The sequence below is a fragment of the Afifella sp. IM 167 genome (genome assembly GCF_020144925.1).
In the GTDB taxonomy this organism is placed as follows: Bacteria; Pseudomonadota; Alphaproteobacteria; order Rhizobiales; family Afifellaceae; genus Afifella.
The window spans coordinates 111,746-135,408 of record NZ_NSLC01000008.1 but is presented as its reverse complement, the minus strand read 5'-3'; the positions used below and the strand labels follow the sequence as shown (position 1 = coordinate 135,408).

The 23,663-nt window shown below is 66.8% G+C and carries 22 protein-coding genes and 1 tRNA gene; 17 read left to right on the top strand and 6 right to left on the bottom strand.

Annotation, left to right across the window (positions count from 1 at the left end; all coding sequences use genetic code 11):
* Positions 1-7 precede the first annotated feature (7 nt).
* Positions 8-1,099 (top strand): o-succinylbenzoate synthase, encoded by a 1,092-nt coding sequence (gene menC, locus CLD20_RS15475; protein WP_224407557.1) that lies wholly within the window; start codon positions 8-10, stop codon positions 1,097-1,099.
* On the opposite strand, the gene CLD20_RS15470 is transcribed toward menC, so the two are convergent.
* Positions 1,028-2,500, bottom strand: coding sequence for a class I adenylate-forming enzyme family protein (locus tag CLD20_RS15470; RefSeq protein WP_224407556.1), 1,473 nt, complete (start codon positions 2,498-2,500; stop codon positions 1,028-1,030). The genes menC and CLD20_RS15470 overlap by 72 nt on opposite strands.
* A 158-nt stretch (positions 2,501-2,658) precedes the next feature.
* Between CLD20_RS15470 and CLD20_RS15465 the strand changes: the two genes are divergently transcribed.
* Positions 2,659-4,017 (top strand): FAD-binding oxidoreductase, encoded by a 1,359-nt coding sequence (locus tag CLD20_RS15465; RefSeq protein WP_224407555.1) that lies wholly within the window; start codon positions 2,659-2,661, stop codon positions 4,015-4,017.
* Positions 4,018-4,055: 38 nt separating this feature from the next.
* Here the strand turns inward: CLD20_RS15465 and radC are convergent, their stop codons facing one another.
* Positions 4,056-4,760, bottom strand: a complete 705-nt coding sequence (radC, locus tag CLD20_RS15460) for a DNA repair protein RadC (protein ID WP_224407554.1) — start codon at positions 4,758-4,760, stop codon at positions 4,056-4,058.
* A gap of 10 nt (positions 4,761-4,770) precedes the next feature.
* Complete coding sequence (map, locus tag CLD20_RS15455; protein ID WP_224407553.1) at positions 4,771-5,562, bottom strand: type I methionyl aminopeptidase; 792 nt, start codon at positions 5,560-5,562, stop codon at positions 4,771-4,773.
* Between the two features lie 451 nt (positions 5,563-6,013).
* Here map and dctP point away from each other — a divergent pair, with 451 nt between their 5' ends.
* The 13 genes from dctP (at position 6,014) to pobA (ending at position 18,686) form a co-directional block, all read left to right on the top strand.
* Positions 6,014-7,027 carry a TRAP transporter substrate-binding protein DctP gene (gene dctP, locus CLD20_RS15450; protein ID WP_224407552.1) on the top strand — a complete coding sequence of 338 codons (1,014 nt, stop codon included), beginning with the start codon at positions 6,014-6,016 and terminating at the stop codon, positions 7,025-7,027.
* 148 nt (positions 7,028-7,175) lie between these two features.
* The gene (locus tag CLD20_RS15445; protein ID WP_224407551.1) at positions 7,176-7,733 is read left to right on the top strand and encodes a TRAP transporter small permease; all 558 of its coding nucleotides are present in this window, start codon (positions 7,176-7,178) and stop codon (positions 7,731-7,733) included.
* A 5-nt stretch (positions 7,734-7,738) separates the two neighbouring features.
* On the top strand, positions 7,739-9,013 hold the full coding sequence (locus tag CLD20_RS15440) for a TRAP transporter large permease (RefSeq protein WP_224407550.1): 1,275 nt from the start codon (positions 7,739-7,741) through the stop codon (positions 9,011-9,013).
* A gap of 40 nt (positions 9,014-9,053) precedes the next feature.
* A complete protein-coding gene (locus tag CLD20_RS15435) occupies positions 9,054-9,593 on the top strand; it encodes a TRAP transporter small permease (RefSeq protein WP_224407549.1) in 540 nt (179 codons plus the stop codon).
* Complete coding sequence (locus CLD20_RS15430; protein WP_224407548.1) at positions 9,590-11,080, top strand: TRAP transporter large permease; 1,491 nt, start codon at positions 9,590-9,592, stop codon at positions 11,078-11,080. Before CLD20_RS15435 ends, CLD20_RS15430 begins: the two co-directional genes overlap by 4 nt.
* A gap of 257 nt (positions 11,081-11,337) precedes the next feature.
* Positions 11,338-12,273 carry a 3-keto-5-aminohexanoate cleavage protein gene (locus tag CLD20_RS15425; protein ID WP_370636912.1) on the top strand — a complete coding sequence of 312 codons (936 nt, stop codon included), beginning with the start codon at positions 11,338-11,340 and terminating at the stop codon, positions 12,271-12,273.
* A complete protein-coding gene (locus tag CLD20_RS15420; protein WP_224407546.1) occupies positions 12,263-12,745 on the top strand; it encodes a PaaI family thioesterase in 483 nt (160 codons plus the stop codon). The genes CLD20_RS15425 and CLD20_RS15420 overlap by 11 nt, the downstream gene beginning before the upstream one ends.
* A gap of 49 nt (positions 12,746-12,794) precedes the next feature.
* Positions 12,795-14,048 carry a hypothetical protein gene (locus CLD20_RS15415; protein WP_224407545.1) on the top strand — a complete coding sequence of 418 codons (1,254 nt, stop codon included), beginning with the start codon at positions 12,795-12,797 and terminating at the stop codon, positions 14,046-14,048.
* Between the two features lie 239 nt (positions 14,049-14,287).
* Entirely contained in the window at positions 14,288-15,034 is a 747-nt protein-coding gene (locus CLD20_RS15410) for a competence/damage-inducible protein A (protein ID WP_224407544.1), read from the top strand.
* Positions 15,035-15,088: 54 nt separating this feature from the next.
* Positions 15,089-15,586: a xanthine phosphoribosyltransferase gene (gpt, locus tag CLD20_RS15405; protein ID WP_224407543.1), complete on the top strand. Its 498-nt coding sequence runs from the start codon at positions 15,089-15,091 to the stop codon at positions 15,584-15,586.
* Positions 15,587-15,607: 21 nt separating this feature from the next.
* On the top strand, positions 15,608-17,056 hold the full coding sequence (locus tag CLD20_RS15400) for a TrkH family potassium uptake protein (protein ID WP_224407542.1): 1,449 nt from the start codon (positions 15,608-15,610) through the stop codon (positions 17,054-17,056).
* Positions 17,057-17,163: 107 nt separating this feature from the next.
* Positions 17,164-17,250: transfer RNA gene (locus tag CLD20_RS15395), tRNA-Leu, on the top strand.
* 251 nt (positions 17,251-17,501) lie between these two features.
* Complete coding sequence (pobA, locus tag CLD20_RS15390) at positions 17,502-18,686, top strand: 4-hydroxybenzoate 3-monooxygenase (protein WP_224407541.1); 1,185 nt, start codon at positions 17,502-17,504, stop codon at positions 18,684-18,686.
* Between the two features lie 85 nt (positions 18,687-18,771).
* Here pobA and CLD20_RS15385 read toward each other — a convergent pair whose 3' ends face one another.
* The 3 genes from CLD20_RS15385 to CLD20_RS15375 form a co-directional block, all read right to left on the bottom strand.
* Positions 18,772-20,259 (bottom strand): PRC-barrel domain-containing protein, encoded by a 1,488-nt coding sequence (locus tag CLD20_RS15385; protein WP_224407540.1) that lies wholly within the window; start codon positions 20,257-20,259, stop codon positions 18,772-18,774.
* A gap of 142 nt (positions 20,260-20,401) precedes the next feature.
* Complete coding sequence (locus CLD20_RS15380) at positions 20,402-21,544, bottom strand: FAD-dependent oxidoreductase (protein WP_224407539.1); 1,143 nt, start codon at positions 21,542-21,544, stop codon at positions 20,402-20,404.
* 13 nt (positions 21,545-21,557) lie between these two features.
* Positions 21,558-21,794 (bottom strand): zinc-finger domain-containing protein, encoded by a 237-nt coding sequence (locus CLD20_RS15375; RefSeq protein ID WP_224407538.1) that lies wholly within the window; start codon positions 21,792-21,794, stop codon positions 21,558-21,560.
* A gap of 150 nt (positions 21,795-21,944) precedes the next feature.
* On the opposite strand from CLD20_RS15375, the gene CLD20_RS15370 reads away from it, so the two are divergent.
* Positions 21,945-22,706, top strand: a complete 762-nt coding sequence (locus tag CLD20_RS15370; protein WP_224407537.1) for an alpha/beta fold hydrolase — start codon at positions 21,945-21,947, stop codon at positions 22,704-22,706.
* Positions 22,699-23,655, top strand: a complete 957-nt coding sequence (locus tag CLD20_RS15365; protein WP_224407536.1) for an alpha/beta fold hydrolase — start codon at positions 22,699-22,701, stop codon at positions 23,653-23,655. The genes CLD20_RS15370 and CLD20_RS15365 overlap by 8 nt, the downstream gene beginning before the upstream one ends.
* Positions 23,656-23,663: the final 8 nt, after the last annotated feature.

The window sequence follows — 23,663 nt, the reverse complement described above, 5'->3', positions numbered from 1 at the left end:
CCGAGACATGCGGATCGAGCGGGCCGAGCTTCGCCCCTACCGCCTCAGGCTGAAGCGGCCCTGGACGGCGGCACGGACGGTGCTTTCGGAGCGGCGCGGCATGCTCGTCGCGCTCCATGGCGAAGGGCTGACCGGATACGGCGACGCCGCGCCGCTGCCGAGCTCGGGCGAGGCGGGGCACGCGGCCGTCTTCGCGGCCCTTGCCGAGGCGGTCCGGGCGATGCCGGGCATGGAGGTTGCCGAGGCTCTCGGCCCGGGGCTTGCAAACATTACCGACCCGCAGGCGCGCTGGGCGATCGAGACGGCGCTCACGGACCTTGCGGCGCGGCAGGCGGGCAAGCCGCTCTGCCGGTATCTCTCACCCGAAGCGGTTTCGTCGGTGGCCGTCAACGCCGCGCTCGGACGCCCCGACGGGGGTTGTGAGGCGCGCGCGCTCAGGGCGGTCGAGGCGGGTTTTGCGGTCGGCAAGATCAAGGTGGGCGTCGCGCCGCTCGAGGAAGAGCTTGCCGTGATTCAAAGTCTCGCCGAGGCGGCGGGCGACAGGCTCGCCCTCCGCTTCGACGCCAACCGCGCCTTTCCGCCGGACCTTGCGCACCGCTTTCTGGATGCGATCTCCGGCATGGACGGGCTTTGCGTCGACGGGGTGGAGGAGCCGCTCGCCGATCCGACGCCCGAGGGGCTGGCGGCCCTACAGGCCGGGATCGCCTTTCCCCTGGCGGCAGACGAGTCGCTGCCCCTTCTCGGCGTCGATGCTCTGCTTTCCGCTGGCGCGGTGCGCCGTCTTGTCGTCAAGCCGGCGCGGATCGGCGGGATGCGCCGCACGCTGGAGCTGGCGGAAAAGGCGGGCGCGGCCGGCGTGGAGCTGGTGCTGACCTCGGTGGTCGATTCCGCGCTCGGCGTCATGGCCGCCGCGCATCTTGCCGCGGCGCTCACCGGAGGCGGAGGGCTGGCGCATGGCTTCGACACGCTTTCCTGGCTCGCCGAGGACGTGGCGGAGGCGCCGCAGATCGGGGCGGGCCGGCTTCTCCTACCGGCGGGGCCCGGCCTCGGTCTCGTTCCCTTCGACAACCTTCCCGGCGGCAAGGCGCTTCAGGGCTGAACGGTCGGGCTTGCCGTTTGCCAGCAGCGGCAGGCTTTCCACCCGGATCGCGGCGCGCGGCCGGGCCGCGCCCTCGATATTGGCGCGGCACCAGGCAAGCAGCTCCGCCTCGACGGCGGTGCCCGAATAGACCGCCGTGACGATGGCGCCCCAGACCGGGTCCGGCCGGCCGGCGACGGCGAGGGCGGCGACGCCCGGCGCACCTGCAAGAAGCTCTTCCACGGCCTGCGGCATCACCTTCTTGCCGCCGGTGACGATGACGTCGTCGGCCCGGCCGAGAATAGTGATCGCACCATCGGCGTCGATTTCGGCGAGGTCGGCGCTGGTGAACCAGCCCTCTTCAAGACCGTCGCCGGGCGTGAGCGCGGCATCGGCATAGCCCGCCATGACGTTCGGCCCGCGCACCTTCAGCCGCCCCGCCGCGTCGAGCGCCACTTCGGTGCCCGGGAGCGGCCGGCCGACGAAGCCGGCGCGCCAGGGCCGGGGCAGGGAAGGCAGGGTGGCGATCTGCGAGGCCGTCTCGCTCATCCCGTAGGTCGGCTGGACCGGCCAGCCGCGCGCGGCCGCGCGTTCGGCAAGCTCCGGCGACAGGGCCGCGCCGCCGACGAGCACATGGCGGAGAGATTTCGGGGCCGGCGCATCCTCGGCGTCGAGCAGGCGGCCGAGCATCGCCGGCACGAGCGAGAGATGCGTGACCGGATTTTCGCGGAGATCGGCGAGGATGCGCCCGGCATCGAACCTTTCGTGGATGCGCGCCCCGGCGCCGGCAAGGCTCGTGCGCACGATGATCGAGAAGCCGCCGATATGAAAGAGCGGCAGGCAGGCGAGCCAGATATCGCCGCTTCGAAGCGGTGCCACCGCCGCGCCGGCTTCCGCCGCCGCGACGAGGTTTGCGGCCGTGAGCATCACCGCCTTCGGCTGCCCGGTGCTGCCGCTGGTCGCGACGAGGAGGGCGATGTCACCGGAGGGCTCCCAGAAAGGGGAGCCCGGCCGCAGGCAAGGATCGCCCTTGCTTGCCTTCGAGGCCGCGAGAAGCTCGCCGGCCGCAACGTTCCGCATCCCCGGCCGCGGCGCGTCGCCGATCACGAGATCGATGCCCGCCCGATCGCAGAGAGCGGCGATGGTTTCTGCCGGCAGGGAAGGGTCGACCGGAAAGAAGGGCGCGGGCAGGCGCCGCGCCGCGAAGGCGAGGAGGGCGAGCGCCTCCGCCGAGGCCGTGACCGCCGCCAGCGGCCGGCCGGCGCGCGCGCCGCTTTGCCTCAGAAAGACCACGGCGGCCGGGGCGCGGCGCGCGATATCGGATGCGCAAAGAGGGGCGGAGGCAGAAGGGGAATTGTCTCGACGGGACAAGGCGGGTTCGGGCGGCAAGTTGCGGGGTCGGGTGCGCGGCGACAATAGCATTTGCGGGGCGTGCCCGGCGCCGGCTTATCCGCTCATGCGCGGCCGAGGCAATCTCTCGGCTCGCGCTCTCGGCCCGCGCCGCGATTGACATCGCCATCGTCGGAGCCGGAAATAGCCGCACCCGCCAGATCGCCTCCCTCCAGCTTGAGGAACCATCCATGCCCGGACCGCGCGTCGTCCCCGTCCACGGGGATGAGGATTTGCCGCCGAAGGTCGATGTCGTCGTCATCGGCGGCGGCATCGTGGGCGCCTCCACGGCGCTCGAACTTGCCGAGATGGGACTTGCCGTGGCGCTCTGTGAGAAGGGTGGCATCGGGCACGAACAATCCTCGCGCAACTGGGGCTGGGTGCGCATCACGCATCGCGATCCGCGCGAGATCGCCCTGATGGCCGAGGCGCTGCGCATCTGGCCGACGCTTCAGGAGAAGACCGGCCGCGACCTCGGCTACCGGCAGACCGGCATCCTCTTTGCCGCCAGGGACGAGAAGACCTTTGCCGAATACGACCGCTGGAGGGAGCACTTAACGCCCTTCCAGATCGAGAGCCGGATGGTGGAGGGTGCCGAGCTCGACGCGCTTCTTCCCGGCCACCGCATGAAGCTGCGGGGCGCCGCCTGGACGCCGATCGACGGGCGGGCGGAGCCGCAGAAGGCGACCCCGGCCATCGCTGAGGCGGCCCGCGCGCGCGGCACGAAGATCTTCACCGAATGCGCCGTGCGCGGCATCGAGACGAGCGCCGGCCGCGTCAGCGGGGTCGTTACGGAGCGGGGGCGGATCGCCTGCGACGCCGTGGTGCTGGCGGGCGGCGCCTGGTCGCGGCTTTTCGCCGGCAATGCCGGCCTCGACCTGCCGCAGCTGAAGGTTCTTTCGAGCGTCCTGCGCACCGATCCAATCGAGAACGGGCCAATCGAGAACGGGCAGCTCGGAAACGGGCCGGAGCCGGCCATCTGGTGCGAGGATTTCGGCGTGCGGCGGCGCCAGGACGGCGGCTACACGGTCGCCGCGGGCGGGCGCAACGTCGTCGACATCGTGCCGGACAGTTTTCGGCTCGGCCTTGCCTTCCTGCCGGCGCTCGCCTCCGACTGGCGGGCGCTCCGCTTCCGTCTGTCACCCCGTTTCTTCGAGGAGGCGTCGACGCCGCGCCGCTGGCCGCTCGACGCGCCGAGCCCCTTCGAATACCGGCGCGTCCTCGATCCGAAACCCGCCGACCATGCCGACGGGGCTCTGGCGGCCCTGAAGCAGGCGTTTCCGGCGCTGAAGGACGCCAGGGTGGCGCAGAGATGGGGCGGGATGATCGACGTGACGCCCGATGCGATCCCGGTGATCTCGGCCGTCGAGCAGATCCCGGGCTTTCATATCGCCACCGGCTTTTCCGGCCACGGCTTCGGCATCGGCCCCGGCGCCGGACGGCTGATGGCCGAAATCGTCGCGGGGCGGCCGACCTCGGCCGATCCCTCGGATTTTCGATTTTCGCGCTTTACGGACGGCAGCAGGGTCAGGCCGCAGACGGGGTTCTAGGAAAGCTCTGGAGCCTCGCGGCATCGCAGGTCGGTTCCCTACATCAGCCCCATGCCCCGAAAACTCGCATGGCCGTCGCGGGCGATGATGATGTGGTCGTGCACCGTGACGCCGAGGGGCTTGCCGACATCGACGAGGGTTTTGGTCATCTGGATATCGGCGCGGGACGGCGCCGGGTCGCCCGAGGGGTGGTTGTGGACGAGGATGATGGCGGTGGCCGAGAGTTCCAGCGCCCTTCGCATCACCTCGCGCGGATAGACCGGCGTGTGGTCGACCGTGCCGGTCTGCTGCACCTCGTCGGCGATGAGGCCGTTCTTCTTGTCGAGGAAGAGGATGCGGAACTGTTCGCGCTCCTCGAAGGCCATCACGGTGCGGCAGTAATCGAGAAGCGCCGTCCATGAGGCGAGCAGGGGCCGGCCGCGCACCGCGTCGCGGCCGAGGCGCTCGGCGAAGGCGCGCAGGAGCTTCAGCTGCAGGATGACGGCCTCGCCGACGCCCTCCACCTCCTTCATGCGCTCCGGCGCGGCGGCCAGCACTTCGGAAAGCGAGCCGAAGCGCTTCAGGAGAGCCTTGGCGATCGGCTTGGTGTCGCGGCGGGGAAGGGCGGAGAAGAGGGCGAGTTCGAGAAGCTCATAATCGGCGAGCGCCTCGGCGCCCGCCTCGCGAAAGCGCGCCCTCAGCCGGTCGCGATGGCCGTGATAATGGGCCGGGGCGCCGCCCGCGTCCTCAAGCTCGCCGGCCATGTCGCGGACCTCAGGGCTGGCCGATCCCGGCCGGCGACAGGGTGAAGACCTCCACGCCCGTCTCGGTGACGCCGATCGTGTGCTCGTACTGCGCCGAGAGCGAGCGGTCGCGCGTCACGGCCGTCCAGCCGTCGCCGAGGAGCTTCACATGCGGGCGGCCGAGATTGATCATCGGCTCGATGGTGAAGATCATGCCGGGCTCGATCCGCAGGCCTTCGCCCGCATGGCCGTAATGCAGGATGTTGGGCGGCTCGTGGAAGGCGAGGCCGACGCCGTGGCCGCAGAAATCGCGCACGACGGAGCAGCGCTCCGCCTCGGCATAGGACTGGATGGCGTGGCCGATATCGCCGAGATGGGCGCCCGGCTTCACCGCCGCGATGCCGCGCATCAGGCATTCATAGGTGACTTCCAGCAACCGCTCGGCGGCGCGCTTGACGTCGCCGACGGCGAACATGCGGCTGGAGTCGCCGTGCCAGCCGTCGAGGATCAGCGTCACGTCGATATTGACGATGTCGCCTTCCTTCAGCGGCTTTTCGTTCGGGATGCCGTGGCAGACGACGTGGTTGATGGAGGTGCAGGTCGACTTGCGGTAGCCGCGATAGTTGAGCGTCGCCGGCACGGAATCGTGCTTCACGGCGAAATCGTAGACGAAATCGTCGATCGCCTGGGTGGTGACACCCGGCTCGACCATGGCGCTCAGCTCGTCGAGGCAGGTGGCGACGAGGCGGCCGGCGCGGCGCATGCCCTCGAAGTCTTCCTCGGTATAGGTCTTGATGGCGGCCCGCTCATGGAGGCCGGACATGGAACTCTGCATGGATTCGATCGTCTCTGTTTGCCCGAACCTAGCCCATCGTCCCGGCGCTGGGGAGGGGGTGGGCCTCCAATTCGCGCCCGCTCAGCCGGGCGTCCATGGCCGGTGAGTGATTTAGCGTAAGTTGAATGTCGACAATATGGCGGCGCGATCGGATCAAAAATCCCGCGTTTCGGGAAGGGATTACCTCTCTGTCCGGCATGGCGGCTGCCTGCTGCGCGGCGTCTCCGAGTGTCATTGCGCCCGCAATCGGCAGGCGTGCGATCCCCCGGGGAGGGGGCATCGAGGCGTCTGTCGGAAACCGTCTGATTCACACGAGGATGCGCGACGGTGGATGTTGACAATGTCGCGTCAAGGGTGCTTATTTTTCGAAGGTTAAATGTCAACATTGTGACATCGACGCATACGCCTTCGGGCCAACAATCAATGGGAGGATTTCATAATGAAGAGAATTTCGAGCCGGCTGCTGCTCAGCCTGGCGATCCTGGGCTCGACGGCCACGGCCGGCAGCGCCGAGACGCTCGTCGTATCGAACGGTCTTTCGCCGGCGCATTACATCTCCAAGAGCGGCTTTGAGCCATGGATGGCCTGCGTGCAGGAGCGGGCGGGCGACAGCATCGACTTCAACTATATGCCGGGCGGCCAGATCGCCTCGGTGAAGAACTCGATCGACTCGCTGGAATCCGGGCTGGCGCAGGTCGCCTACATTGCCCCGAGCAACGAGGCGAGCAAGCTTCCCCTGTCGGCCATCACCGTACTGCCGGGTCTCGGCGACAGCGCGACCTCATTGCTGCAGACCTTCCGCAAGGTCTTCGACGGCGACGGGCCCGTCGCCAAGGAGGTCGCGTCCAATCACTTCATTCCGCTGGTGATCGTCGCCCTGCCGCCCTACCAGGTGATGACGGTCGGCGAGCCGATCGACACGCTGGAGAAGTTCGCCGGGCACAAGATCCGCACGGCCGGGGGCGCGATGACCTTCACTGTCGAGACGCTGGGCGCGGCGCCTGTCGAAATGCCCGCTGGCGACCTTTACGTCGCCATGCAGAGGGGCACGGTGGATTCCACCATCTTCGCCCTGGCGAGCGGCAAGTCCTACAGCATCCAGGAACTGGTCAAATCCGTCAGCCGGAACGCGTCGTTCGGCTCCGGCGGCGGCTTCATCGGCATCAGCCAGGAAACCTGGGACGGGCTGTCGGAGGAAAACCGCACGATCTTCCGCGATTGCGGCCACAAGGCCGAAGCCGATCTCGCCGCGAAGCTGGACCGGGAGAACGGGGAACTGGCGGATGAATTCGCCGGGCTCGGGATCGACGTGTTCGAATATTCCGACGAAGAGCTCAAGGCGATCGACGCCAAGCTCCAAGAGGTCAATGCCGACTACATCGACCGCCTGGAGAAGCGGGGCCTTCCGGGCAAGGAAGCCTACGATTCGTTCGTCGCCGCAGCCGGCAAATAGCTGGTTGCGCGGTTTCGGGCGGCCATCGCCGGAACCGGTATTTATGCCGGCGCGGTGCAGGCCGCCCGTTCTCGCGCAGGCGATGTGAGTTGACCTCGGCGCAGCAATCGGCCGGCAAATGCCGGCCTTCACATGGGCAGTTGCCGGCATGGCGAACAGTCTCGCGCAAAGTTTCCAAAAGCTCTGGGTGCCGGCCGACAGGGTGCTGCGTGCTGTGGAACTGACGCTGGCGCTCGTGGCGGGCGTCATCCTTCTCGGCGTGATGATGCTGGTGGTCGTCGATTCCGTGATGCGCTACGCCTTCAACGCGCCTCTGGTCTTTCAGTACACGCTGACCGAGGACTACCTCCTCGTCGCCCTTCTCCTGCTGGCCATGCCGTGGGGGTTCAGGACGGGCGGATACATCCGCATCACGGCGCTCGTTGCCGCCCTGCCATCCGTGCTCGGTTCCACGGTCGCGCGGGCCGGCATCCTGGTCTGCGCCGGCTATGCCGGCGTGCTTGCCTGGACCTCCGGGGTGCAGTTCCTGAAGGTCTTTGCGAGCGGCGAGATGCGTATCGGCGTCATGGAACTGCCGGTGTACCTCTCCTGGATCTGCGTTCCCGTCGGTTGCGGCGTCATGGCGCTGCGTCTCGTCCTGCTGACGCTCGCGCCCGGCGCCGAGCTCGACAGGGAACACGAGCATGCCGAAGATCTGGCGGTCTGAGCGTCATGGTTTTTCTTGTCGGCACGCTCATCCTGCTCGTCCTGATCGCGCTCTCGCTTCCGGTCGGCTTCGCGCTCGGCCTGGCGGGCGTGTTCAGCCTGCTGATGCTCGTGCCCTCCGGGTCGGTCCTGGCGCTGATGGCCAAGGTGGTCCACGGCACGGCGAGTTCGTATGTCATCCTGACCATCCCGATGTTCGTGCTGATGGCCGAACTGCTCGGTTCGGGCGGCGTGGCGCAGGATCTCTTGATCGCCTGCAATCGGCTGATGCACCGGATCAAGGGCGGCATGGCGATCGCCTGCGTCATGGCCGGCGCCGTGCTTGCCTCGGCGTCGGGCAGCAGCACGGCCTCGGCCGCCTCCATCACGCGCGCCGCCTTTCCCGTCATGCAGCGGGCCGGCTATGCGGCGTCCTTCGCGCTCGGCACGATCGCGATGTCGGGAACGCTGGCGATCATGATCCCGCCCTCGGTCTCCTTCGTCCTCTACGGCGTGATGACCGAGAACTCGATCGGCAAGCTGTTCATCGCCGGCATTACGCCGGGTCTGCTGACCGCGGCGGGCTACATCGTGACCATCACCATCGTCCTGATGGTGAAGCCGCAGCTCGGCCCGAAGCCGGAGATGGAGGCGGAACTGGCCGTCGCCGCCGGCAACGGGCGCGTATGGCCGATGGGCATCCTCCTGGCGGTCGTGATCGGCGGCCTCTACAGCGGGCTCGCCACGCCCACGGAAATCTCCGCCATCGGCGCCTTCGGCGCGCTGATCATATCCTTCGCCACCGGCCGGATGAACCAGACCGGCTTCGTCGCGGCGATCGGCAACACGCTGCGCACGACGACGCTGATCGTCACGATCATCTTCGGCGCGCACCTGTTCGGTTACTTCATCTCCTTCACGAAGATCACCGACAACATGCTCAACATGATCGCGGCGAGCGGCGTGTCGCCGACTGTCGTGCTGCTGATGGTGGTCGGCGTCTATCTGCTGCTCGGCATGATCATGGACCAGGTCGCCATCATCATTCTGACGGCACCGATCACGGCGCCGCTCATGGTGGGCCTCGGCTACGACCCGATCTGGTGGGGCGTGATCATGATCAAGACCGCGGAAATCGGGCTGGTCTCGCCGCCACTCGGCCTCAACGTCTTCGTGGCCTGCGGATCCGCCAAGCAGGACATCAAGGACGGGTTCACCGGCGTGCTGCCATTCCTGGTGGCGGAGTTCGTCATCCTGGGGCTGCTGCTCGCCTTTCCCGGGATCGCGCTCTGGCTGACATGACAAGGGCCAAGACGTGCGCCGGCTCTGAGGTGGAATGAAGATGCCAGAAGAAGAGGCCGCAAAGACGGCCGTCAGGCAGGGGCCATTCGACCGGGCGCTCGCCAAGGCGGTCCAGGGTGGCGGGCTCATCTCCGCGGCGGCGACCTTCATTCTCATGGCGCATGTCATCGTCGACGTCGCCATGCGCTATCTCGCGAACGCGCCGCTGCCGGCGACGATCGAGATCGTCTCGTACTGGTGGATGGTGCTGATCACGTTTCCCGCGCTCGCGCTGACCCAGCGCCGGCGGGAGCATGTCGATCTCTCGCTCCTCACCGAACTGATGCCAGCACGGCACCGCAGGGTCTCCATCATCATGGCGCGGGTGGCGACGCTGGCTGTGGTGCTGATAATCGGCTGGTGCGGCTGGCTCTACGCCCTCGAACAGATGGCGCGCGGCGAGATCGCCATGGGCTCGGTCACGATACCGATCTGGCCGACGCGTTTTGCGGTGCCGCTGGGCATGCTGCTGTTCGCCCTGCAGCTGACCGCGAATCTCATCGAGGACCTGCGCGGCCGAACGGCGGGGCCGGGCCGATGAGCGAAGAGGAGGAACTGCGGCGGGCGGCCGGCGATGAGATGAGCGAGGTCCTGCACTCCGAAGGGGGCGGGTCCGGGCTGCGCAGCCTGATCCTGCCGCTGCTTGTCGTGCTTCTGGCCGTAGCCGTCTATGTGACGCTTTCCTCCGGGGTCGCGCGCGAGATACGCGGCATGGGCGGCGTCGGAGTCATGCTAGTCTGCATGGCCCTCGGCATGCCGATCGCCATCGCCATGGCGATGGCCGGAGGGTTCGGCCTGTTCGCGCTTGTCGGAGTGCCGGCGGTCATCTCCGCCTTCGAGAACCTGCCGTTCCACTCCGCGGCGAACTGGAGCTACTCGGTGCTGCCGATGTTCATCCTCATGGGCATCATCTTGTGGCGGTCCGGCGTGACGGACCGCGTGTTCGCGGCGGCGCGGGCATGGCTGAACTGGCTGCCGGGCGGCCTTGCCGTGGCGACGAATTTCGCCGGCGCCGGCCTTGCCGCGGCGAGCGGCTCCACATTGGGCATATCCTTCGCTCTCGGGCGCATCGCCGTGCCTGAAATGCTCAAATCGGGCTATGACCGGGGCCTGGCGGCGGGGGTCGTGATCATGGCCGGGACGCTCGGCCAGCTCATCCCGCCAAGCATCCTGCTCGTCATCTATGCCGGCGTGGCGCAGGTTCCTGTCGGGCCTCTGCTGATCGCCGCCGTCGTGCCGGGCGTCATGACGGCCTGCGCATATGCGACGATGATCGTCTTGCGGGTGGCGGTGAATCCCCGGCTTGCACCGCGCTCGGCGACGGTCGTTCCCTGGGCGGAGCGCTTCAGCCTCCTCGGGCAGGTCTGGCCGGTGCCGTTCCTGATCCTCGTCGTCATCGGCGGCCTGTTCACGGGCGTGTTCACCGCGACAGAAACGGGCGCCTACGCGGCAGGGGCGGCGATCGGCATCGCCTTCATATTTTCCGGCAGACGGGCGTTCGGCCAGATCGGACACGCCCTCATGGATACCGCTTCGGCGCTGGGCTCGATCCTGATCCTGATCGTCGGCGTGACCCTTCTGAACCGCTTTCTGGCCCTGAGCGGACTCCCGTTTGCGATGTCCGGCTTCATCGACTCGCTGGGGCTTGGGAGGGTGGAATTCCTGATCGCGGTGATGGTCTTCTACCTGGTGCTCGGCATGTTCATGGACCCGCTCGCGATCATGCTGCTGACCATCCCGATATTCACCCCGACGCTGCACGCACTCGACATCGATCTGCTCTGGTACGGCATCTTCGCCGTTGCCATGGGGGAACTGGCCATCGTCACGCCGCCCGTCGGCATCCTTTCCTATCTGGTGCACAAACTGATCAACGGCAGGGATGTGCTGGGAGACGCCCGGCCGATCACTCTCGGAGAGGTCTTCGGAGGAACGGGCTGGTTCGTGGCGACCCAGCTGATCATCCTCCTCGTTCTCATCTTCTTCCCGGAAATCGTGAACTGGCTGCCGCGCTTGTCCAAGGCCTGACAGGGCAGGCGCCGGAACAACCCTTCGAACGCGCCCGAATGGACCACCCGCGGCCGAGCGATGTCCGCGCCGTTGGCCTGACGCCTTTTCCATCCGCTCTGAGGCATGCGCACGGGCGACGTGAAAATGCGTCGTGTATTATGTCAATTGTTGACAATAGGGTGCCGGCATGGAAGCGTGAGGACTGACCCGGCGGGACTTTTCCGGTGTCCGAAGCCCGCCGGAACAGGTGGGCGCGCCGGGCTGGAATCCGGGGAATGGCGCGTTCGAGCGTCCAACGACAAGCCTGGGGCCGGGGAGGGGCACATATGCGAAGGATTATTCTGACCTGCGCCGTTACGGGCGGGACACCGATGACAAAGAACAGTCGGTACGTCCCGGTCACGCCCGAACAGATCGCCAACGAGTGCATCTCGGCGGCGCATGCGGGCGCCTCGTGCGTACATATTCACGTGCGCGATCCGGAAACCGGCGCCCCGGAGATGAAGACCGAATATTACGCCGACGTCGTCGAGCGCATCCGGATGTCGAATGTTGATGTCATTATCAATCTGACGACCGGGATGGGCGCCGACTACCTGCCTTCCGTTCAAGAGGGGCAGCCGGCGGAGACCGTCGTCAAGCATCCCGCCGTGCGAACCCAGCATGTCAGCCTGCTGAAGCCAGAGGTCTGCACCCTGGACGTCGCCACCATGAATTTCGGTGAGAAGGCGATCGTCAACACGCCGACGCATTTGAGGATGATGGCCCAGCTGATCGTCGAAGCGGGCACCAAGCCGGAACTGGAGCTGTTCGACATCGGCCAGCTGGAGCTGGCGCTGCGTCTGCTCGGCAGTGGCGACTTCCCCCAGCCGCCCTTCTTCCAGTTCTGCCTCGGTGTCCCCGGGGGAGCGCCAGCGACCGCCGAGGCTCTGCTGCTCATGCGTTCCATGCTCCCGCCCGGCGCGGTGTGGTCGGCCTTCGGGATCGGCCGGACACAAATGCCGATGGTGGCGCTGTCGGCGATCCTGGGCGGCCATTGCCGGGTCGGGCTGGAAGACAACCTCTTTCTGTCGAAAGGCGAGCTCGCCAAGGGCAATGCGCCCCTGGTCGAGCGGGGCAGGCAGGTCATCGAATCGATCGGATTTTCCGTGGCGACCCCAGCGGAGGCGCGCGAGATCCTATCTCTGGACGCGACCGGCGATGGCCTATGACCCCGCATCCGACGGCTGGACCGTCCGGCCGTCGAACGCCTTCATGCAGTCGATCGGAACGCTATGGGAGCGGAGCGCGGACGGAAAAACCGACCTCGGCATCCTGTGCGAGCCCCGACACGACAACGGCTTTGCGCGCATGCATGGCGCCCTCATTGCCACTCTTGCGGATCAGGGGCTGGCGCTTGCCGCGCTTGAAGCGCGAAACGCCGGATCGGCGAGCCCACTCACCTTGTCGGACCAGGCGACGATCCATCTCGACCTGCATTTTCTCGGCGGTGTCGAGATCGGAGCGTTCCTCTACTCCCGCTGCGAGGTCACACGGCAAACCCGCAGCATGAGCTTTGCGCGCGGTCTGCTGATCGCGGGCGGAGAAACGGTCTGCAGCGCCCAGGGCACCTTCAAGCTCCTGAGGCGAGAACAAGCTGGCGCACCGAGCCGTCCTTCGACCGTTCCGCCCCGCCAGAGGTGAAATCACCGCGCGTCCCGCGGCGGTGCCAAAAAGAAGAGGAGGAAGTCCATTGCACAAGCCAGTACACACTTTCCTGGAAGGGGCCTTGCTGGCCGGCGCGGTTGCGTTCGGCCTTGCGCTCAGCCAGCCGGTTGTTGCCCAGGAAAGCGGGTCGGCCGCGGAAATTCCGACCTATGAGGGGGTGGACCAGCTCGACAATATCCAGCTGACCTATTCGGAGTTCACCTCATCGGTGCAAAGCCCGCAGACGGCCGCTTTCGCCGACTATGTCTCCAAGGCCTCCAAGGGCAAGATTCAGATCCAGATCTTCTGGAGCAGCTCGCTGATGCCCACCATGGAAGCGCCGAACGGCGTGGCATCGGGCCTCGCCGACATGGCGACGGCTCTTCCCGTCTACACGCCGGCCGACTTTCCGGTGACGAACTGGCTGAACGATCTGTCGAACCAGTTTCCCGCCGGCCAGCCCTACGGCAAGCTCGTGGCGGGCGGCGCGAACAGCGAATTCCACATCCTCAACGACGACGTGCGCCGCGAATACAGCGAGCACGGGCTGCATATCCTTGGCGCATCCGGAGGCGCCGCCTACGACCTGATGTGCAACAAGCCGGTCTCGAACCTGGAAGAGGCCAAGGGCAAGCGTGTGCGCAGCCCCAACCAGGCCTTTGCCGAGGAGGTCACGGCCCTCGGCATGACGCCGGTGCCGATCGTGATCACCGAGGTGTACGAGGCCTACAGCCGTGGGATCCTCGACTGTGTGATCCTCTATCCCTGGGGCTACAATTCATTTTCGCTGACAGGGATCAGTGGCGAGCATTACTGGGTGCGCGTGCCGCTTTCCGGCTGGATGGCAACCCTGACGCTGATCAACAAGGACAAATGGGAAGCCCTTCCCGAGGTTGCGCAGCGCATCCTGGTGGATGCCTATACCCGCTTCCTGGAGGTCGACGCCGAGCAGACGCTGGCGGGAACCGTGGCGTTCGGCGAAGCGATCCGAAGTGGCAAGGTCAAGCCGCTCGATGCTTCCGAGGACATGATCGCAGCCCTGCGCAAGCACCAAGAGCAGGTGACGGCCGGCATGGCCGAAAGCGCACCCGCGGGCGTGACGGATCCCCAGGAAGCCATCGACCAGTTCATGGCGCTGATGGACAAGTGGCGCAAAATCGTCGCCGACGATCTCGGCTTTCAGCCCGAGCCGGAAGCGGCGGAAGACGTCGTCGATTCCTGGAACCGCGATTACGATTTCACGGCCTACCAGCAACGGGTGGCGAAAGAGCTCGCGGCCGCCTACGCACGTACCGAATGACACAGAAAGGCCCGAACCGGATCGATGTTTCGGTTCGGGCGACCTTGGGGCGAATTTTTCGGCATGACGGCGGGGCGAAGGGCGCCACCGCCGATGCCGGCCCCGCCGCTTGCCCCGTTTTCATCCCCTAGGCGATCCTGCGGCGAACCATCCCCGCCTTAAGCGCACGAAGCCGCGGCGGCGCCCGCCTGTCGATATTCGGGCTTGCAGCGGCGCTTTCCAGGCGGCACAGGTGTGAGATGGACGCAGCCGGGGAAGACAGGACGCCCGCAAGGGCGGCAATGCTGGTGATCGGGGACGAGATTCTCTCCGGTCGCACCAAGGACAAGAATATCGGCTTTCTCGCCGACTACCTCACCGATCTCGGCATCGACCTTGAGGAAGTGCGCATCGTCGGCGACCGCAAGGCGCAGATCGTCGGCGCGGTGAAGGCGCTGTCGGGCGAATACGATCTCGTTTTCACCTCGGGCGGCATCGGCCCGACGCATGACGACATCACGGCGGATGCGGTCGCGGCCGCCTTCGGCGTCAAGCTCATCCATCATCCCGAAGCGGTCGAGATCCTGCGCGAGCGGGCCGCCGCGCGCGGCTGGGAGCTCAACGAGGCGCGGCTGAGGATGGCGCGCACGCCGGAAGGGGCGAGCCTCATCGCCAACGTCGTTTCCGGCGCGCCCGGCTTTTCCATCGGCAACGTGCATGTGATGGCCGGCGTGCCGTCGATCATGCAGGCGATGCTTGACGCGCTGGCGCCGTCCTTGCCGAGCGGCGTGAAGATGATGTCGGAAACCGTTGAGGCGCATCGCGGCGAGGGCGAGATCGCCGACTGGCTGACGGAGCTGCAGGCGGCGCATCCCGAGGTGCGCATGGGCTCCTATCCCTATCATGACGGAAAGCGCTACACGACGCGCATCGTGCTGAGATCGCGCAAGAAGGAGGCGTTGAAAAAGGCGCTTTGTGACGTGGAAAGCCGACTGCAAAGCGGCTAAGAGGCCTCACCCTATGCCCGACAGACAGCCGATACCTCAAAGACGGCGGCCACGATGATGCAAGACAAGGCCTTCCCGGTCTCCTGGGACCAGTTCCACCGCGATGCGCGCGCCCTTGCCTGGCGGCTGGCGAGCGCCGGGCCTTTCGAGGCGATCGTGTGCATCACCCGCGGGGGCCTCGTGCCGGCGGCCATCGTCTGCCGCGAACTGGAAGTGCGGCTGATCGAGACGGTCTGCGTCGCCTCCTACCACCAGTACAAGACGCAGGGCGGCCTTGAGGTGCTGAAGCCCGTCAGCGATGCCGTCCTCGGCATCGGCGGGGGCGGCGGCAAGGGCGTGCTCATCGTCGACGACCTCGTCGATACCGGCAAGACCGCGACTATCGTGCGCGAGATGCTGCCGGATGCGCATTTCGCCACCGTCTACGCCAAGCCGAAGGGAAGGCCGCTGGTCGACACGTTCGTGACGGAGGTGTCGCAGGACACCTGGATCTACTTCCCCTGGGATCTCGGTCTTTCGTTCCAGCCGCCCATCTCGGGCGGTTCGGGCTGAGCCCAGTCGGGACAGGCCAGCTTGATCCACTACCAGCCGATCCTTTCGATCACCGGCTTCCTGCTGGTCGCGCTCGGCTTCGTCATGGCGCTGCCGGCGCTGGTGGACCTTTCCGCCGGCAATCCCGACTGGATGGTGTTCGCGCTTTCGGGGATCATCACCTCGCTCTGCGGCGCCGTCTTCGCCATCGCCGGGCGGGAGGAGGAGCCGGTCGGCCTCAACGTCAAGCAGGCCTTCGTGCTGACGACGATCCTCTGGTTCGTGCTGCCCGGCTTTGCGGCGCTGCCCTTCCTCGGCCTCGAGGTCGGCTATGCCGACGCCTTCTTCGAGACGGTCTCCGGCATGACGACGACGGGCTCGACGGTGCTCGTCGGCCTCGACCAGCTGCCGCCGGGCATCCATCTGTGGCGCTCGCTGCTGCAATGGATCGGCGGCGTCGGCATCATTGTCATGGCGATCATCATGCTGCCGTTCCTGAAGGTCGGCGGCATGCAGCTCTTCCATGCCGAAAGCTCCGACCGCTCCGAAAAGGTGCTGGCCAAGAGCTTCGACCTCGCGGCCTGGATCGGCGGCATCTACATGGGGCTGACGGCGCTCTGCGCGCTCGCCTATGCCGCCGGCGGCATGACGCTCTTCGATGCCATCTGCCACGCCATGACGACGCTCTCGACGGGCGGCTTTTCCACGCACGACGCCTCTTTCGGCTTCTGGGGCGACAATCCGACGCTTCTGTGGACCGGCAGCATCTTCATGCTGGCCGGCGCCATGCCCTTCGTCATCTATATCGGTGCCCTGCGCGGCCGGCCGATGGGCATCGTGCGCGACCCGCAGGTGCGTGCCCTCGTTGGCCTTCTCGGTATCGTCTCCTTCGTCCTTGCCGTGCAGATCACGCTGACGAGCAGCTTCACCTTCAACGAGGCGCTTCGCCATTCCGTCTTCAACGTCGTCTCCGTGGTGACGACGACGGGCTACGCTTCGCTCGACTACACGCTGCTGGGCACCTTCTCCGTCGGGCTCTTCTTCGTCCTCATGTATGTGGGCGGCTGCACCGGCTCGACGGCGGGCGGCATCAAGATCTACCGCTTCGTCATCCTGTGGGAGATCATCCGCCGGCAGATCCGCAGGCTAGCCCATCCCTCTCGGGTGGAGCCGTTGCGCTATGCCGGCCGGCGCATCCCCGAGGACGTGCCGCCCTCCGTGCTCGCCTTCCTGACGCTCTATGTCGGCACGACGGTGATCATCACCATGATCCTCGCCGCGCTCGGCCTCGATTTCGTCACCGCCATCTCCGCGGCCGTGACGGCCGTCGGCAATGTCGGCCCGGGGCTCGGCGAAATCGTCGGTCCGGCCGGCAATTTCTCGACGCTTCCGGACGGTGCCAAGATCGCGCTCACCTTCGCCATGGTGCTCGGGCGGCTGGAGCTCTTCACCGTGCTCGTGCTGCTCGATCCGGCCTTCTGGAGATGGTGAGCGGCTGAGGCGAAGAGCGGGGAAGGGCGGCGGTGCGGCACCCTCCAACCCTCGCGGCGCGGCTTGCCTTGCCCGTCCGCCGCGACGAGGCTAGGCATCCAGACGGCGCGGGCGTGGCGAAACTGGCAGACGCAAGGGACTTAAAATCCCTCGACCGAAAGGTCATGCGGGTTCGAGCCCCGCCGCCCGCACCAGCCGACGCCGGTCTCTAGGCGGGCGCAGAAAGCGCTGATAGGCTCCGATTTAGAGTAATCCCAAAGGCGGGGGGCCGTCGGGACGGACGGGGGAGGATCGGGATGGGGGAAAATCCTTCCAGGCACGTCCTGGAAGCCGGGCAAGCGAGCCTGGCGGAAATGGCGCGCACAGGGCACCGGCCATCCTGCAGCGCCTTCATCTTTCACGCCGATGACGCAGGGCCCGCGACGCTCCCATTGCGGCGCGTCTCATGAAGCGGGGCGAGCGCACGCAGGTCGCCATCATCGGATCGGGGCCGGCCGGCCTGCTTCTCGGGCGGCTCTTGACGCAGGCGGGCATCGACAACGTCATCGTCGAGCGCAAATCGAAGGAATACGTCCTCTCGCGCATCCGCGCCGGCGTCCTGGAAGAAGGTTCGGCGCGCATCCTGGACGAAGCCGGGGTGGGCGAGCGGATGCGCCGCGAGGGCCTCGTCCATCATGGCTTCGACATTGCCCATTTCGGCGAGCGGCACCGCATCGATCTCTCCGCCCTGACCGGTGGCAAGGCTGTTCTCGTCTACGGCCAGACGGAAATCACCCAGGATCTGATGGACCGGAGCGAGGCGGATGGCGCGCCGACGGTCTACGAAGCGGAGGATGTGGCGATTTCCGGCTTCGAGACCGGGCAGCCGGAGATTACCTATCGCAAGGGTGGGGAGGAGACTGTCTTCCAGGCCGACTTCATCGCCGGTTGTGACGGTTTCCACGGCGTCTGCCGGCAGAGCGTGCCGGAGGAGGCCATGTTCCTCGCCGAGCGGATCTATCCGGCCGGATGGCTCGGCCTTCTCAGCGACACGCCGCCCGTTTCCGACGAGCTCGTCTATATCTGCCACGAACGCGGCTTCGCGCTCTGTTCGATGCGTTCGCCGACGCGCAGCCGCTATTACATCCAGTGCGGGCCCGACGAGGATGCCAGCCACTGGTCGGACGAGCGCTTCTGGGAGGAGCTGAAGCTGCGGCTCGACCCGGAGATGGCGGAAAGCCTGGTGACTGGTCCATCGATCGAGAAGAGCGTCGCGCCGCTTCGCTCCTTCGTCGCCGAGCCGATGCGTTTCGGCCGCCTGTTCCTCGCCGGCGACGCGGCCCATATCGTGCCTCCTACCGGGGCGAAAGGGCTCAACCTTGCTATCGGCGACGTCTTCTATCTGGCGGAAGGGATGATCGAATATTTCCGAAAGGGAACGGAGAGCGGCATCGATGCCTATTCGGAGCGGGCATTGCGGCGGATCTGGCAGGCGGAGCGCTTTTCCTGGTGGATGACCTCGCTCCTGCATCTGTTTCCCGAAAGGGGACGCTTCGGTCGCAGGCTGCAGGAAGCGGAGCTCGCCTATCTCGTCCGGTCCGAAGCGGCTCGTGCCGCACTTGCCGAGAGCTATGTCGGCCTGCCGCTCTGAACTTCCCGATACATGAAATGGGCATACGAAAAAGCCCGCCGGAATTTCCGGCGGGCTTCGTTGTCTTCAGGCTCGGAAGAGAGGCTTACTGGGTCTCTTCGTAGGCCGGGGCCTTGTCCAGCTGATCTTCCGTGGCGGAGATCGAATAACGCGTCTCGCCATCGGTGTTCTTCTGGACGTTGAGCGTGTCGTACTCGACCGCTACCGGCTTCTCGCCGATGCCGAGGAAGCCACCGACATCGATGATGACGGCCTCGACGTCGCCCTTCTGCGAGACGATGACGTCACCGATCTCGCCGACGCTCTCGTCGTTGCTGCCGTAGACGGTGGAGCCGAGAAGGTTGTCGGCACTCGTGCCGTTCGCCTTCGCGGAAGCCGTCCGCATCGTGGCCGAGCCGTCCTTCATGGCGCCGTTCTGCTCAGAGGTCGCCATCTGCGTACCTTCGGCCTTCTGGTCGCTCATGTCGCCCGTCTGGGTCGCCGGCTTCTTCTCGCCGGTCATCGCCATGTCGGTGCCACCCGTATTCTCGGCACCCGTCGCCTGCTCGGTGCTGGCGAGGTTGTCCGGGCGGTAGGCCGAGGCATCGAACGGCTGCGCCTGCTCGAGCTGCTGGCGGGTCATGGCGATGGTGAGGCGCGGCTCGTCCTCATCCGGCACCCTGGTGAGCTCGATCTGGTCGTACGGGATGGCAACCGCCTTCTCGCCGACGCCGAGGAAGCCGCCGACATCGATCACAATCGATTCGACCTGACCAGCATCGGAAAGGATGACGTCGTCCACTTCACCGACGCTCTGCTGAGTGTCGGCAGCGACTTCGGCGTTTGTGGCGGTGCCGCTCGCCTGCTGACCGGTCGTGGCGCCATTCTGGGTCGTGCCCTCTGTGGCGTTGTCCTTGGCCATCGTCGTGGTCGAGTTCATCTGCTCGGAGGCCGGCGTGGCGGTGGAGGAATAAACCTCGCGGCCCATCCACTCGCTGACGCGATTCTGGTCCTGGCTGTACTCGACGAACGCCACGTTGGCCGGCATCGCCTTCTGACCGTCAGCCATCTTGCTGTCGGTCATCTTGTCGGCGTCCTGCTTGGCGGAATCGTTCGCCGCCATCGAGGTGTTCTCGGCGTTGTTGCCGCCATTCTCGCGCATGTCGGCGAAAGTGCGCTGGCCTTCCTGACGCTCGAACTCCGGCGCGTTCTTCAGCGCCTCTTCCGTGGTGTTGAGAACGAGACGCGGGTCGCCGTTCTGATCCTGGGTGACCTCGAACTGGTCGTAAGGAATGGCCACGGTGTGCTCGCCGATGCCGAGGAAGCCCCCGACGCCCACGATGGCAGCCGTTACGTCACCCTTTTCGTCGAGGAGAAGGTCGTTGATATCGCCGATCTCCTTGGCGTCCTGCGCGGCCGAAGAATAGACGGTCTTGCCCATCCAATCGGAAGCCAGCGCCTCGTTCGAACCCTGCTGGGTCTTCACGTCGACGTTGGTCTGCGCCTGGGTTTCCGTGGTCGGCTGCGACTGCGCGAGCGCGCCGGTGGTGAGAAGTGCGGCGATAGCAGTACTCGCCATCAACTTGCGGATCATGTTATGTATCTCCTTGCATCTCGGATGCTCTGAGGCCGCGCGGTCGTCTTTGGGAGAAGCAGGCCGCGCGGCCGTTACGAACCGACAACGTGAACCTGTGCCCTCAGTTCCAGGCAGATGGGCTCAGCCGCGATGCAATTGCTTAGCCGTTGAAAGAATAAAGCCAGTCCTGTCGGCGCATGAGGAGTGCGCCGGGAAGCATGGCAAGCGCGGTGTTGCGCAGATCCGAGGTCGGCCGGCGCAGGTCGTACACGGCAAGATTGTTCTCGGCCATTGAGACGACGGAGCGGATCCGCTGGCGCCGTTCATCCTCGTAGAGCTTCAACCTGGCCGCGAGCGTGCCGGGGCCAGCAAGCAGCCTTGCCATGGCGACGGCGTCCTCGATGGCCATGGCACCGCCCTGCGCGGCCGTCGGCAACATGGCGTGGGCTGCATCGCCGATAAGCGCGACGCGCTCGCTCGACCAGGGGCCAGCCGGATCGACCGTGCTCAATGTCCAGGGAAGCCACGGCGTGCGGTCGGCGACCTCGTTCAGGAGTGCCCGAAGCGGGCGTGCCGCATGGGGGAGAGCCGGGCCGAGGGCGCGGTCAGGCGGCTCTTCGATGGCAACGATGTTGAGACGCGTGCCGCGGCGGACCGGATAGTGGACGAGATGCCAGCCGGAGCCCATCCATAGTCCCGTCCCGTCCCGGGCGACCCATTTCGGCGCCTCGTCGATCGGCATCGTGGCGCGCCAGGCAACGTGCCGCGACGGCTTCACCTCGGGCCCACGCAGAAGCTTGCGGCGCACGATGGAACGCAGGCCGTCCGCCCCGATCAGCAGGTCGGCCTCGCCGGTCTCGGCGAGATTCTCTCCCACCTGAAAGCGGATTCCGCCAGGGCTTTCCGCGATCTCGGCGACCGGCGCCTTCAGACGGAGCGTTGCCTTCGGCTCGGCGAGGACGGCGGCCTTCAGGATGTCCTGGAGATCGGCCCGGTGAATGAGGAGATAGGGCGCGCCGTAGCGGCTCTCGGCCCAGGAGCCGAGCGGCAGCCGCGCCAGGCTCTTCAATGTGCGTCCGTCGCCGATGCGCAGGCATTGCGGCGCGAAGGCGACGGTGCGGATGGCGGATTCCAGCCCCATCTCGATGAGAAGCCGGGAGGCGTTGGGGGAGAGCTGGATACCGGCGCCGACTTCTTCGAGGCGCTCGGCCTTTTCATAAATCGTCACGTCGAAATCCGCCCTCGCCAGGGCGAGCGCGACTGTCAGGCCGGCAATGCCGGCGCCGACGACGGCGACTTGCATCGGGGTGCGAAGGTCAGTTGCGGAAGACGGCCTGCGGAGGGCGCGCCTCCGCCGGCTTCAGAGACTTGTCGTGCTTGTAGAGGGTCGAGCAATAGGGGCAGACGATCTCGGCCTCGTCGCCCATGTCGAGGAAGACATGCGGATGATCGAAAGGCGGCAGCGCGCCGATGCACATGAACTCGCGCGCCCCGATCTTGACCGCCGGAACGCCATCCGTGTTGTGGAAATGCGGCACCACGCTGTCGGCCATGTCTTCACTTATCCCAGTCTGATTGCTTCGGGCCGCAGCATAGGCACCGAACGTCGTAGGGCAATCCCGAATCTGCCACCGCCGGCCTCCGTTGACCGGGTCCCTCCCGAGCGGCTACAGCGGGAGCCATGCTCACATCGATATCGATCCGTGCCGGCCTTTGACGCTTCCGACGGCGTGCGAATCGCCTGGCGCGAGGAGGGCGAGGGACGCCCGATCCTTCTTGTCCACGGCTTTGCTTCCAATGCACGCGTCAACTGGTTCTCCACCTCCTGGACGAGCGCGCTGACGGAGGCGGGGTATCGCATCATCGCCCCGGACCTGCGCGGCCATGGCGACAGCGGCAAGCCGCACGACACCGCTTCCTACGGCATCGAGAGGCTGGCGCGCGACCAGGGCGAGCTCCTCGATCATCTCGGGCTCGGCGCGGTCGTCACGATGGGCTACTCGCTCGGCGGACGCATCGCCGCGCATCTCGCCGTGATGGCGCCGGAGCGTGTCTCGGCGCTGATCATCGGCGGGCTGGGCGACCAGCTCATCAAGGGTTTTCCCAAAGCCGGCGCCGTCGCCGACGCGCTCAGGGCCGAGAGCGACGCCGATGTCACCGATCCGGTGGCGCAGGGCTTCCGCACCTTCGCCGGGCAGACGGGCGGCGACCTGCTGGCGCTCGCGGCCTGCATGGAGGCCGGGCGCGCCAACCTCACGGGCGAGGATCTCAACGGCCTGTCGATGCCGGTCCTCATCGCGGTCGGCGAGGAGGACGAGGTCGCCGGCGATCCGCAGAAGCTCGCCGCAGCCATTCCCGGCGCCGAGCTCGCCCTCATCCCCCGGCGCGACCACATGCGCGCGGTGGGCGACAAGGTGCACAAGAAGGCCGTCCTGGAATTTCTGGGGCGGCTCGCCCGTGGCTGAGGTCGTCTTCGCGGGCGAAGGCGGCATTCGCCTCGTCGGCGACCGCTACGGCGAGAGCGGGCCGGTGGCGATCTTCCTGCATGGCGGCGGCCAGACGCGGCATGCCTGGCAGGGGGCGGCCCAGCGCCTCGGTGCGGCGGGTTTTATCGCCATCTCGCTCGATCAGCGCGGGCATGGCGACAGCGCCTGGGACGCGAACGGCCATTATGCCTTTTCCGATTACGCGGCCGATCTTCTCAGGGTTGCCGGCAGGCTGAGAGAGGAGACCGGCGCGCCGCCCTTCGTCGTCGGCGCCTCGCTCGGCGGTATCGCCGCGATGCTGGCCGCGGAGATGGCCGGGCAGGGGACTGCGGAGGAAGCCGGGGAGGGGCGAGAGCCACCCTTCGCCGGCCTTGTCCTCGTCGACGTCACGCCCCGGCTGAAGCCGGAGGGCGTCTCGCGCGTGCAGGGCTTCATGCGTGAGCGCAGCGGCAAGGGCTTTGCGTCGGTCGAGGAGGCGGGCGAGGCGGTGGCGCGCTACCTGCCGCATCGCAAGCGGCCGAAATCGCTCGCGGGGCTGAAGAAGAATCTGAGGCTGCGCGAGGACGGACGCTATCACTGGCACTGGGACCCGCGCTTTCTGGACGGTCCGCGCCCGGTCGGCGCCGAGCCGGTGGAGGAGCGCCTTGCGGCCGGGGTGCGCGGGCTTTCGGCGCCGCTCCTGCTCGTGCGCGGCGCGCGCTCCGAACTGGTGGAACCGGAACATGTCGACGAGCTTCTCGCTCTCGCTCCGCATGCGCAGGTGGTCGACGTGTCCGGCGCCGGGCATATGGTGGCGGGCGACCGCAACGACATCTTCGCCGAGGCCGTCATCGACTTTTTGCAGCGTGCCCTTATGACGGGCGGGCCGGCGCAGGCGGCGGGAGCGCCGCGATCGGCCCTAGCCGAACCTGGGCCGCGCACCACATAATAAGCTCG

Coding starts and splice junctions, on each gene's coding strand:
- menC (WP_224407557.1), top strand. CDS start 8: ATGCGGATCGAGCGGGCCGAGCTTCGCCCCTACCGCCTCAGGCTGAAG.
- CLD20_RS15470 (WP_224407556.1), bottom strand. CDS start 2,500: ATGCTATTGTCGCCGCGCACCCGACCCCGCAACTTGCCGCCCGAACCC.
- map (WP_224407553.1), bottom strand. CDS start 5,562: ATGTCCGGCCTCCATGAGCGGGCCGCCATCAAGACCTATACCGAGGAA.
- CLD20_RS15410 (WP_224407544.1), top strand. CDS start 14,288: ATGGACGCAGCCGGGGAAGACAGGACGCCCGCAAGGGCGGCAATGCTG.
- CLD20_RS15385 (WP_224407540.1), bottom strand. CDS start 20,259: ATGATCCGCAAGTTGATGGCGAGTACTGCTATCGCCGCACTTCTCACC.
- radC (WP_224407554.1), bottom strand. CDS start 4,760: ATGGCCGGCGAGCTTGAGGACGCGGGCGGCGCCCCGGCCCATTATCAC.
- gpt (WP_224407543.1), top strand. CDS start 15,089: ATGATGCAAGACAAGGCCTTCCCGGTCTCCTGGGACCAGTTCCACCGC.
- CLD20_RS15465 (WP_224407555.1), top strand. CDS start 2,659: ATGCCCGGACCGCGCGTCGTCCCCGTCCACGGGGATGAGGATTTGCCG.
- CLD20_RS15445 (WP_224407551.1), top strand. CDS start 7,176: ATGGCGAACAGTCTCGCGCAAAGTTTCCAAAAGCTCTGGGTGCCGGCC.
- CLD20_RS15435 (WP_224407549.1), top strand. CDS start 9,054: ATGCCAGAAGAAGAGGCCGCAAAGACGGCCGTCAGGCAGGGGCCATTC.
- CLD20_RS15440 (WP_224407550.1), top strand. CDS start 7,739: ATGGTTTTTCTTGTCGGCACGCTCATCCTGCTCGTCCTGATCGCGCTC.
- CLD20_RS15430 (WP_224407548.1), top strand. CDS start 9,590: ATGAGCGAAGAGGAGGAACTGCGGCGGGCGGCCGGCGATGAGATGAGC.
- CLD20_RS15420 (WP_224407546.1), top strand. CDS start 12,263: ATGGCCTATGACCCCGCATCCGACGGCTGGACCGTCCGGCCGTCGAAC.
- dctP (WP_224407552.1), top strand. CDS start 6,014: ATGAAGAGAATTTCGAGCCGGCTGCTGCTCAGCCTGGCGATCCTGGGC.
- pobA (WP_224407541.1), top strand. CDS start 17,502: ATGAAGCGGGGCGAGCGCACGCAGGTCGCCATCATCGGATCGGGGCCG.
- CLD20_RS15425 (WP_370636912.1), top strand. CDS start 11,338: ATGGCGCGTTCGAGCGTCCAACGACAAGCCTGGGGCCGGGGAGGGGCA.
- CLD20_RS15375 (WP_224407538.1), bottom strand. CDS start 21,794: ATGGCCGACAGCGTGGTGCCGCATTTCCACAACACGGATGGCGTTCCG.
- CLD20_RS15380 (WP_224407539.1), bottom strand. CDS start 21,544: ATGCAAGTCGCCGTCGTCGGCGCCGGCATTGCCGGCCTGACAGTCGCG.